Below are 10,895 nucleotides of genomic sequence, written 5' to 3' on the forward strand. Positions count from 1 at the left end.
AAATCTTTATGGCTGGAACAGCCAGCGCTGAACGGATTCGCGGATGCGTGAAAAGTAAAATGTGATAAGCGCCGCTGCCGACAAAATACTTACATAGACATATAAATGCCTGAAATAAAACATGCAGGCGATGGCCAGCAGCATAACACGTGCATATTCCAGGTAGAAGAACCATTTCTTCTGTTCGAGGATGGCGCCGGTATTGACGAGACTTAGCAGCACAAATAGTACGGCGAACACGGCCAGGCCACCTGGTACCAGGTTTTCCAGCAGCATAATGGTAAACAACAGAAGGATGCTCATGAACGTTTGCAGAACAATATAGATGCGCTGACCGCGGGTCTGCTCACGTGTATGAGATTTGCGCAGCCATCGTGCTTCCAGTTCTCCCCTGATGTTGGGGTCAATATCATCAGGCTTACCGAATATCACTTTCCATTTTGTACCGAAGCCCTGCGCCCGCACAAAAGCCGTTCCCAGTTCCAGCATAAAATGGAACTGCTGCCAGAGAAAGCTGTAACTACCCAGCGGTTTGGTAAGCCCATATACACAAGGAATTTCCTTCTTCTCTTCCACAAACGTTCCAAACATTTTGTCCCACACGATGAGCACATCGCCATAGTTTTTATCGAGGTATGCTTCGTTGGAAGAATGATGTACACGGTGGTGACTGGGCGTTACAAGAAAGTATTCCAGCCAGCCCAGCTTGCCGATGGTGCGGGTGTGAATGAAGAAAGGGTAAAGGCCATGCACAAGCAGCAGCGATGTAATCATGGCAGGAGGGAAGCCCGCAAGCGGTAATACTGCCCAGAACAGTGAGCGGGCAGCAGATTGAAACACGGTGATGCGTGCGGATACCGTGTAGTTAAAATCCTCACTCTGGTGATGTACCACATGTGCAGCCCAGAGGATATTCACTTCATGTGCCAGCCTGTGGTACCAGTACCATACGAAGTCTGTTGCCAGAAATAGCAGTACCCAGGTATACCATGCCGGTTTAATTTCCCAGATGGCGAAATGCCGGTAGATATAATCGAAGAAGAAATAAAACAGTCCGGTAACGAACACATCGAGGAGGCGCTCGGCTATGCCGGTATTAAGGTTGGCGACGGATTCGGCAAAGTGAAAATAGTTGCGCCCGGTTCGTTTAGACAGCAGGTATTCCAACCCTATAAAGAGCAGGAACCCTACAATGGAAAGGGCGATCCAGTTTAGATGTTGCATGGATATAATGGTTAGTCTACTAAAATGGTAGACAAATTAACGTGATTTATACGAAACGGCAAAATCCGTTTCGTATAAATCATTTTACATGCATTATCTGAGAATAATTTCTTCGAAATTTCTGGGAAGGAGAATCTCCACGATGCCCGCCTGCAGGGCGTTAGCCGGGAGCTCAAAAGATACGCCGTCTACCACACAGGTAACGGGAGTGAAGGGGAGACCGTGAATGCGGAGGCGGTGGCTGCGGTAATCGGCTTCGAACTTACCCACGAACTTTTTCTTTAAACGGAACTGTCCGGGTTCAGAAACCTGTTTGAAGCGTACGAGGTTGTACTGCCCTGTTTTGTAAGCGTAGTGATCGCCTGCATCTTCGTATAGAATGCTGTGGGTGATGCCTTCGCCAAAATAAACCTGCAGGATCATCTCTTCCACCTTCCGTTGGCCAACCCATTCCATATCAGGATACTGAGGCACTACGGCCCCTCCTTTCACGAATACGGGCATTTCCGACAAGGGGGTGGGGATGGTAACAGACTGGCCGCCTGTGAAGCGCTGATCATTAAAGTAATAATACCAGCTGCCTTCCGGGAGGTACACTGATTTTTCCTGCATACCGGGCTCACTTACGTGGCTGATGAGGATACTGTCGCCCAGCAGGAACTCATGGTTGAGATCGTGCGTATTGGCATCGTGCTGTGCCACAAACGCGAGGGGGCGCAGCATAGGGGTGCCATAAGCGGCATATTGCCAGAAAGTGGTGTAGATGTAGGGGAGGAGGCGGTAACGAAGCTGGATAAATGATTTGATCACCGCTTCATACTCCGGCCCGAAGCTCCAGGGCTCCTGGTCGAAGCCTGTTTCGTTACTGGCGGAGTGCGTACGCATAAGCGGGTGAAACGCACCCAGCTGGATCCAGCGGGTATACAGCTCTCCGGTGGGCTCACCGATGAAGCCGCCGATATCACTGCCGGCAAACGACAGTCCGGATACTGCGAGGCGCTGGCATTGTACGGAAGCCAGCCAGAGGTGTTCCCAGGTACTCATGTTATCACCTGTCCAAACGCTGCTCCAGCGCTGTGTGCCGGAATAGGCAGAGCGTGTGATAACAAAGGGGCGGCGTGGCATGAGGTGCTTTTTCAGTCCGGCTGCGGTAGCCTTACTCATGAGGTGGCCGTATACGTTATGCGCTTTACGGTGGCTTACATTTTCTCCGTCATAATCATGCCGCACATCTTCCGGGAAAGTACCCAGTTCAAATACGGCAGGCTCATTCATATCGTTCCAAACGCCACGTACCCCGTAAGCGGTAAGGTCTTTAAACAATCCGGCCCACCAGTCCCGTACTTTGGGATCGGTGAAATCGGGGAATGCACATTTACCGGGCCAAACATCGCCTTCCATGAGGGCGCCATCTGCCCGTTTGCAGGCATATCCTTTCTGCACCAGTTCCTGGTACACCGGGTAATCCGGGTCTACTTTAATACCGGGGTCGATGATGACAACGGTTTTGAATCCATCGTCAGACAGTTCTTTCAGGAGCCGCTTGGGATCAGGAAAGCCTTCTTTGCTCCAGGTGAAGCAGCGGAAGCCCTCCATGTAATCGATATCGAGGTAGAGTGCATCGCAGGGAATGCCGCGTGTACGGAATTCTTTAGCGATCTCGCTTACTCTTGTACCGGGGAAGTAGCTCCAGCGGCACTGGTGGTAGCCCAGTGCCCAAAGGGGCGGCAGCTCGGCGGTACCGGTAATACGGGCGTATGATTCGGCTACATTCAGCAGCTCCGGACCATAAATGAAGTAATAATTCATTTCTCCCCCGCGCGCCCAGAAGCTGGAAGCATCGTCGCGCTCCAGCCCGAAATCGAACAGGGTGCGGAAGGTGTTATCGAAGAAAAGGCCGTATCCTATACCGTTGTGGAGCCCGTAGTAGAAGGGGATGTTCCGGTAAAGGGGATCCGTGTCTTTGGCATAACCATAAGCATCTGTACCGAAGTTCTCTACCCGTTTGCCACGGAGGTTGAGGTCGGTAGGCTTATCGCCCAGGCCGTAGAATGCCTCACCTTCCTGGATGAGCTTGGTGCAATAGACAATTTTACCGCCTTTCTGGAGGTAGTACTGCCAGTGGAAGCCGGTCTCGTCCTGGTTAATGATTTTCCCGTCCTTATCGGTGATCGTGATCCGGAGGTTTTCCCGGGCTATATACACCCGGATGGCGGTGGTATATATTTCGAAGGACTCCTGCCATTCGCGGATATCGAAGTTTTCGGGGGATTCTTCCAGTTTCTCGCTGAGAGCGTAGGAGAAATCCCGCTGGAACTGACCGTCGGCCGCATACCGGAATCTGACGATCTTATCGGATATCACCCTGATTTCCAGGATGGTGGCTGAGGTATAGAAGTAGAAATAGTTGCCTTCCTTTTTCCAGGATTGAATATTGTCTGGGTAGTGTTTTACGGAGTATTTCCCCGAAGTAGTAGCCACTTGCATCGCGCCGATCTGTTTCTTTTACTGATAAATGTCGCGGCCTTTCAGGGGCCGCCTTTGATCTAAATTAATTAAAAAATACTTTTTCCCTGCATTAAACGGAGCAATTCGGGCTTTTACAAAAAAAATCCCTGTGTTGGCGAGATTGTCCGGTGAGATAGCAGTGAGATGATTTAACTTGTAGTAAATGTACTTTTTGCTTTAACCTATTGTTCCGGTTGTGATACAATAAGCGTATTGTAACAGGGCGTTCTTTCCAGGGCGCCCTTTTGCATGCGTTTACATTCCCCTTACCACAGCGATCCTTCCTCTGGCACCTGCCAGGTACACCGTACGCCCTGTTTTGGCCCTTCGTACTGCATGGTACCCTTCCCCGGGAAGCGCCTGCCAGGTTTTACCCCCATCGCCCGACCAGTCGGTTCCATCCGGACCGGTACATATCACCAGGTTCTTGTCGATATATTCCACTGCCGAGCGGTAGCCGCGCGGTGGAGCAGCAGGTGCTGTCCAGCTGGCGCCCCCGTCTGTCGTCAGGAGGCAGTTACCTTTCACGATTTCAGGCTTCTGATAGTCGCCGCCTACTGCAACACCTTGTTTATCATTGTAAAACGCAAAGGAAAAGATGCCGGTGGATGATTGTCCCTGGTTGGCCGGCCATTCCGTAACCTGCCATTTGCGGCCATGCAGGCGGTAAAACCTGCTATGGGTACCACCGGAAGCAAAAGCTACCTGTGCTCCGGGAAGGGCTCTTAGGGTGGTGCCGCTGGCGGCAAAACAGGCTTCTCCCGAATCTGCGGGAGGCATAGGGTGATTATACCAGGTTTTACCACCGTCAGGCGTAATTAGCCCTTTAAAATTGCCATTAATAGGGTCTCCGGCGATGAATCCCTTACGGTCGCCGTAAAACTCCATGGCATCGAGGAATATAGCGGAGTCGTTGTTAAAGTAAACCTGTTCCCAGTTCTTCCCGCCGTCTTCCGTGAGGAAGATCCTGGCGGGGGAGGCAATTCCCATCAGCACGGCCCGCTCACCGGTGAAGCCTTCCACATCCCGGAAGTCTACCGAATCACAGCCGGGCACTGTAAACCACTGCCAGGTTTTACCACCGTCCGTAGTTCGGCCTGCTTTGCCCTGCGTACCAGATACCCATGCCACGCTGTCGCTTACCACACTCAGCCCCCGGATGCTTGAAATAGGGGCCGTAGCCACCTGTTCGATCTTAGGGACCGGCAGGGCCTTCAGAGGAGGGGCCTGGGCGGAAAGGATGTGGCTCATGGTGAACAGCAAGGCTGTCAACACTCGGAATTTCATATACGGTTCGTTTTCAGCAATAATAATGAAGAAAAATACAAATTCGTTACAAAGTGTAAGCGAGAATTATATATTTGCAAACCTCCTAAGACATATTCGACTACCCGATGCGATCAATTTTTCAGACAAGCATCCTCGTACTTTGCTGGATACTGGCCCTTTTTTATACTGCTACCGCACAGGAACGCAGTTACAATTTCGATGCCTACAGCGTTGATAACGGCTTGTCGCAGAATAGTATCGGCAGCATTATCCAGGGGCCGGAAGGCTTTCTCTGGATTTCTACCTTCGACGGGGTTAACCGGTTCGACGGGTATGTTTTCAACGAGTTCCGCTATAATCCTGCCGCAGAACGCCCCGATAAGCTCAAAGAACGGATCGTTTACAACTCCGCCGCCCAGCTGGGGCGTGCCGTTGTTAAAAGCTTCGGCCTGCACGGTACCCGCAACCACCTCTTTTATCTCGACCATCAGAACCAGCTGTTTGTAGCGCATAATGCAGGTATCAGCCTGTACGACAGTTATAAGGGTGAATTCCGTCTCGTTTTCGCCGACAGTGTATATGTCAACGAAGCCGAGCGTGATTTCCTGCCCAAATTTAAAATCCTCGGAGAAGACCCCGCCACACAAACCCTGTGGGTATGGCGCCCGGCGAAAGGATTGTACCAGCTCAACACGTCTACCTACGAACTCAAAAAGATTATTCTCTATCCGCCGGCATATGTAAAAGCCGGCAAGCTGCCACAGGCCGTGGCTATGCAGGATAACTACATCTGGCTCTCATTCGAAAACGAGCAGTTGTACCGGATGGATATCCATACGGCAAGACTTACTACTTTCTGCCTGCCCACCATCAGCGGAAAGCCTGTCATCCGTGCACTCAATAAGGATTCCCTGCTGCTGGTAAGCAATGGTCATATCACCATCTTCGATACCAAACTTAACCGCTATTCCGACTCTAAATTCAGTATCCTCAATGAACTGCAGGAGCCCTTCGCACCCAGCGTCATCGAAATGGATGAGAAAGGCAATGCATGGATCGGGGGAAACAATGGTGTACTGGTTTACAGCATCGCCAATCATGAGATCATTAACCACATCACCAGCTTCAATGCGTTCGAGACCAATTCTTTCAATAAGATCGTAGCCCTTTACCGCGACCGTGGCAATAACATGTGGATAGGTACGGATGGCGACGGACTGAAGAAGTACGCTCCCAACAAAAAAGTGTTCTCCCTGTACCGTTCCCCGCGCATTTCCCATAACATCGTTAAGTCTGTATATAAACACGACGACGGGCGGCTGTATGTGGGCCTGCTGCAGGATGGACTGGATATTTATGAGAAAGGAGGGAAGTATCTTAAGCGGATCTCCAACGAGGTTACTCCGGGCCGTTTCCCGGCCAATAACCTGCACGCCATCTGCCGGGAAGATTATGAAAGCCTGTGGTTCCATTTCGTAAAAGGCTCCATTGGCCTGTTTGATATTAAAACCGAGCGCTTCCAGGACCTGACGCATAAAGTACAGGCCCTGGGCCTTCCGCCGCAGCATGATATTTATCCTTTCGTGAGCAAGCGGCCCAATGGCGAAACTTATTTCAACTATGGTGAATACCTCCTGAAATTCAGCAGTGCCGATGATGGATTAACTGCAGCTATAGTACACCGGTTCGATAATGAGCAGCTTACGTGCTTCTTCGAAGATTTCTGGGGCAATCAGTATATAGGCACCAAATCGGCTGTGTACGTGAGGAAGTCGGACGGTTTCAAATGGGAAAAGATCAATCTGTGGCTGAAAGATGTGGAGATCAAGGCGATCAATAAGAACGCTCACAAACAACTACTGTTGGCCACCAACAAAGGCCTGCTGGTGCTCGATGAGACCTACCGCAAACTAAAGCATTATAACAGTTACGATTATGCGGGCATGGTGAGCGATTATGTGTACGCCGTGCTGCTTGATGATAAAGACAATATGTGGATCAGCCACAACCGGGGTATTACGCACATCCGCCAGAACGGCGATAACCTGGTGACTTACAACTATGAAGACGGGCTGCAAAGCAATGAATTTAATACAGGAGCTTACTTTAAGTCGATGGACGGCGAGTTGTTCTTCGGCGGCATTCGTGGTGTAACGGGTTTCTATCCCCGCAACTTCCGCACGAACCCCTGGACGCCAAAAGTTATTATCAAACGCCTGGAGGTACTGGATAAACCGTTTGTATCTGACACGGCTATTTCATTACTGCACCGGGTGGAGCTGCCTTATAACCTGAATACCATTGCCATCGAGTATGTGCCCCTGGAATTTACCAACCCCCTGAAGAACAAAGTGAAGTACATGCTGGAAGGGGCGGATGAGGATTGGCTGATGGCCGGCAACCAAACGATGGCGAGATATACCAACCTCGCTCCCGGCACCTACCTGTTCAAAGTGATGGCCTGTAATAACGACGAAATCTGGAATACAGAACCCACCACTTTGCAGATCATCATTAAAATACCGTTCTGGCAGTCGCTGTGGTTCCGGTTCTTACTATTACTACTTGTATTAGGTATAGCATATTATTTCTCCGCATTGTACCTTGATTACAAGATCAGGAACGAGAAGCTGAAGCTGGAAAAAGAACAGGCGGTAGATCAGGAGCGTGCGCGTATATCCAGTGATATGCACGACGATCTGGGATCCGGATTATCTACCATCCGGCTGCTGAGTGAGATTGCCAAGCGGAAGATCAAGGATACGGGGCAAACGAAAGAGATCGAAAGGATCTCGGAAGCGGCAGGGGAGCTGGTAGATAAGATGAGTGAGATCATCTGGGCCATGAATTCATCGAACGATTCCCTGGCTAACCTCATCGCATATATGAGAAGCTTTGCGGCTGATTTTCTGGAACATGCACATATCCAGCATCACTTTATCATTCCCGAAAGCATTCCCAATATTAAGCTGAGTGGCGGCACGCGCAGGCATATTTACCTGGCCGTGAAAGAGTCGCTGCATAATGTTGTGAAGCACTCACAGGCAACGGAAGTTATCATCGAAGTGAAAGTATTTAAAAATATGACGATTATGCTGAAGGATAACGGGAAGGGATTTGATCCCGAAAAGGTACGCCTGTTCGGCAACGGACTGAAGAATATCGAGAAGCGGATGCAGCAGGTGGGAGGCCAGGCCGATATCATTTCGCAGAATGGAACTACAGTTTTCTTAGATATACCATTAAATTAATCTAAATTTACTTTTTATAACATTTTGGTGTTATGTCATTAAATTGAAATGATGGTATATTCGAAAAAAAAGCTACAAAATAGCATGGATATCATCTCTGTGGCTATTGTTGAAGACAATCACGATATCAGACAGGCCATGGAGTTGTTGATCAATGGTTCCGAGGGATATGCGTGCATTGGAGCCTTCAACAATGCAGAAAATGGGCTTGAAAAGATTCCTCAGTTGTTACCCAATGTGGTGTTGATGGACTTTAACCTGCCGGGCATGAACGGCATAGAATGCATAGCGCGGCTGAAGGGGGAGTTCCCTGACATGCAGTTTATGATGCTGACGGTGTATGAAGACGACGATAAGATCTTTATGGCACTGGAAGCAGGCGCAAGCGGTTACATTCTTAAAAAGACATCACCAGGAGAATTACTGGACGCAATCCGCGACCTTCACGAAGGAGGTTCACCCATGAGTTCGCAGATCGCCAGGAGGGTAGTGGCTTATTTCCAGAAACAGGCTAAACCTAACCCCGCACTGGAAGCGCTTACTTCCCGCGAGAAGGAAATTCTTGACCAGCTTTCCAAAGGCTTCCTTTATAAGGAAATTGCCGGAAACCTCTTTATCAGCATCGAAACAGTTCGCCGCCACGTCCATAATATTTATGAGAAGCTGCATGTACGCAGCAGGACGGACGCTGTCAATAAGTATTTTAACCGTTAAAGGTTGACTATTGCCATTTTTGAAAGGGCTCCCCGTTCAGGGAGTCCTTTTTTTGTGCCCAATAAATTATTACACGTTAACACAATAGTATTAGGAAAAAATCGCGCATATGCATACTTTAACAGGGCATAATTCCTTGTTTGAGAGCAACGTACCACGATATGGATTGGATCCGCATGAAAAGCGGAGATCTTGCCGCTTTTGAGCGCCTGTACCGTGCGCACGTCCAGCCCATGATGCGATACGGCCTTAAAATCACTGATGATCCCGCACTGGTACAGGATTGCATTCAGGATCTCTTCGAAGAAATATGGAATACCCGCCAGCAACTTTCTGACACACCCTATCCCAAATTCTACCTCCTCCGCGCCCTGCGCAATAAACTTTCCAAAGCTTTATCCAAACAATCTTTCGTCAGCAACGGCGAAATGAGCCTCGCTTCCGGCGATCAGCCGGTGGAATATGTAGAACTGGAAATCGTAGCCCGGGAAACGGAAACCCAGAACCGGGAAACACTCCGTAACCTGCTGGACGGGCTGCCCCGCCGTCAGCAGGAAGCCATCCATCTCCGCTTTTACGATAATATCCCCTATGAGAACATCGCGGAAATGATGGATATGAATTACCAGTCGGTCCTCAACCTGGTACAGCGTGCCTTGAAAGCCCTGCGGAAGGGTTTTTCCGTAAAAGCTCCCCGTCAGTAAAAATATATTGTAAAAAGTGAGTATCCCGCACTGAAAAGTTCCTTTACAGTATATAGTCACGTTCCGCATGCATCTGCACAACGATAAAATAGAAGCCTTACTGCTCGACAACAGGTTTGTGGACTGGGTACTGAACCCGGAAAGCAGATATGCGTCGTATTGGGAGGCCTGGGCGGCAGAGAGCGAAACCAATGCAACACTGGCAGGCAATGCCCGCACAATGCTGCAGGAAATAGCCATGGAAGAAGAATATGCAGGTGCAGACATGCCGGAAGAAAGTGTAAATGCCCTCTTCGGAAGAATCCGGGAAGGGATCGGCCGGCCGGAAAAGACAGGAAGGATGAAGCCTCTCCGTTGGGTGGCGGCAGCAGCAGCCATTGCACTCTTACTGGCAGCCGGCGGATGGCTGCTTTTCCGTGGCGAAGATACCTCCCAACCTCTTGCAGGGATTACCAAAGAGCAGGTATCCCCGGAAGTGGTAAGGTTTAACGGCAACTCCGGCAGCCAGGCACTTTTTCTGCCAGACGGTTCCCGTGTGATCCTGGCAAAAGGCGCCCGCGTTTCCTACAGCTTATTAATGGATGGCAGCAAAAGAGAAGTAAAACTGAGCGGTGAAGCGTTTTTCGACGTAGTTCCCAACCCGCAGCAGCCTTTTTATATATATACCGACAAAATGGTCGTGAAAGTGCTGGGTACCAGCTTCCGCGTTACTGCTTCCGGAAAGGAAGAATCCGTAGCCGTAAGTACCGGCAAGGTATCGGTTTATCTCAAAGGGCAGGACCTGGAGCAATCAGCTGCCAGCATCGTTCTGCCAAGGCAGCTTTGCCGCTATGAGGAACGGCTGGATGAGCTGGTCACCGAATCATATGCCGGCGCATTTACACAGGAAACGGAGCTGGAGAAGCTGAAAGCCCTTACCTTTGAGGAAGCCCCTGTAGCGGAAGTGCTGCTGGCACTAGAGAAGCATTACGCCATCCCCATCAAATTCAATGCAACTACCTTCGAAAACTGTTATATCACGCTGACACTTGGTAACGAAAGCCTGGAAGAAATGTTGAAAGTTATCACGAGAACTATTGACGCATCGTACACTATGAGCACATATGGCATCCTGATAGAAGGGAACGGGTGCCGAGAACAATGAAATAGATTTTAGAAACAAACAACTAAACAACCAAAATGAACGCATGCGGCAGACCGGATCCGTCCGGACAGTTCATGCCCT

Annotated in this window: 7 protein-coding genes; 4 read left to right on the forward strand and 3 right to left on the reverse strand. The window is 49.8% G+C overall.

Annotated elements, in window-relative coordinates; translation table 11 throughout:
- Positions 1 to 6 precede the first annotated feature (6 nt).
- The 3 genes from DEV76_RS17075 to DEV76_RS17085 form a co-directional block, all read right to left on the reverse strand.
- On the reverse strand, positions 7 to 1,224 hold the full coding sequence (locus DEV76_RS17075) for a sterol desaturase family protein (protein WP_109699137.1): 1,218 nt from the start codon (positions 1,222 to 1,224) through the stop codon (positions 7 to 9).
- 93 nt (positions 1,225 to 1,317) lie between these two features.
- The gene (locus DEV76_RS17080; protein WP_109699138.1) at positions 1,318 to 3,711 is read right to left on the reverse strand and encodes a glycoside hydrolase family 31 protein; all 2,394 of its coding nucleotides are present in this window, start codon (positions 3,709 to 3,711) and stop codon (positions 1,318 to 1,320) included.
- 276 nt (positions 3,712 to 3,987) lie between these two features.
- Positions 3,988 to 5,019, reverse strand: coding sequence for a WD40/YVTN/BNR-like repeat-containing protein (locus DEV76_RS17085; RefSeq protein WP_109699139.1), 1,032 nt, complete (start codon positions 5,017 to 5,019; stop codon positions 3,988 to 3,990).
- 107 nt (positions 5,020 to 5,126) lie between these two features.
- On the opposite strand from DEV76_RS17085, the gene DEV76_RS17090 reads away from it, so the two are divergent.
- The 4 genes from DEV76_RS17090 to DEV76_RS17105 all read left to right on the forward strand — a co-directional run bounded on the left by DEV76_RS17090 (position 5,127) and on the right by DEV76_RS17105 (position 10,814).
- Positions 5,127 to 8,252: a ligand-binding sensor domain-containing protein gene (locus tag DEV76_RS17090; RefSeq protein WP_109699140.1), complete on the forward strand. Its 3,126-nt coding sequence runs from the start codon at positions 5,127 to 5,129 to the stop codon at positions 8,250 to 8,252.
- Between the two features lie 84 nt (positions 8,253 to 8,336).
- A complete protein-coding gene (locus DEV76_RS17095) occupies positions 8,337 to 8,966 on the forward strand; it encodes a response regulator transcription factor (protein ID WP_232826973.1) in 630 nt (209 codons plus the stop codon).
- 140 nt (positions 8,967 to 9,106) lie between these two features.
- On the forward strand, positions 9,107 to 9,670 hold the full coding sequence (locus DEV76_RS17100) for an RNA polymerase sigma factor (protein ID WP_232826974.1): 564 nt from the start codon (positions 9,107 to 9,109) through the stop codon (positions 9,668 to 9,670).
- A gap of 67 nt (positions 9,671 to 9,737) precedes the next feature.
- Positions 9,738 to 10,814, forward strand: coding sequence for a FecR family protein (locus DEV76_RS17105; protein WP_109699143.1), 1,077 nt, complete (start codon positions 9,738 to 9,740; stop codon positions 10,812 to 10,814).
- Positions 10,815 to 10,895 lie beyond the last annotated feature (81 nt).

It is taken from the genome of Chitinophaga deserti (assembly GCF_003149455.1).
Classification (GTDB): Bacteria; Bacteroidota; Bacteroidia; order Chitinophagales; family Chitinophagaceae; genus Chitinophaga; species Chitinophaga deserti.

Excerpts from the sequence above, each read along its gene's own strand:
- DEV76_RS17075 (WP_109699137.1), bottom strand. The coding sequence starts at position 1,224 with ATGCAACATCTAAACTGGATCGCCCTTTCCATTGTAGGGTTCCTGCTC.
- DEV76_RS17080 (WP_109699138.1), bottom strand. The coding sequence starts at position 3,711 with ATGCAAGTGGCTACTACTTCGGGGAAATACTCCGTAAAACACTACCCA.
- DEV76_RS17085 (WP_109699139.1), bottom strand. The coding sequence starts at position 5,019 with ATGAAATTCCGAGTGTTGACAGCCTTGCTGTTCACCATGAGCCACATC.
- DEV76_RS17090 (WP_109699140.1), top strand. The coding sequence starts at position 5,127 with ATGCGATCAATTTTTCAGACAAGCATCCTCGTACTTTGCTGGATACTG.
- DEV76_RS17095 (WP_232826973.1), top strand. The coding sequence starts at position 8,337 with ATGGATATCATCTCTGTGGCTATTGTTGAAGACAATCACGATATCAGA.
- DEV76_RS17105 (WP_109699143.1), top strand. The coding sequence starts at position 9,738 with ATGCATCTGCACAACGATAAAATAGAAGCCTTACTGCTCGACAACAGG.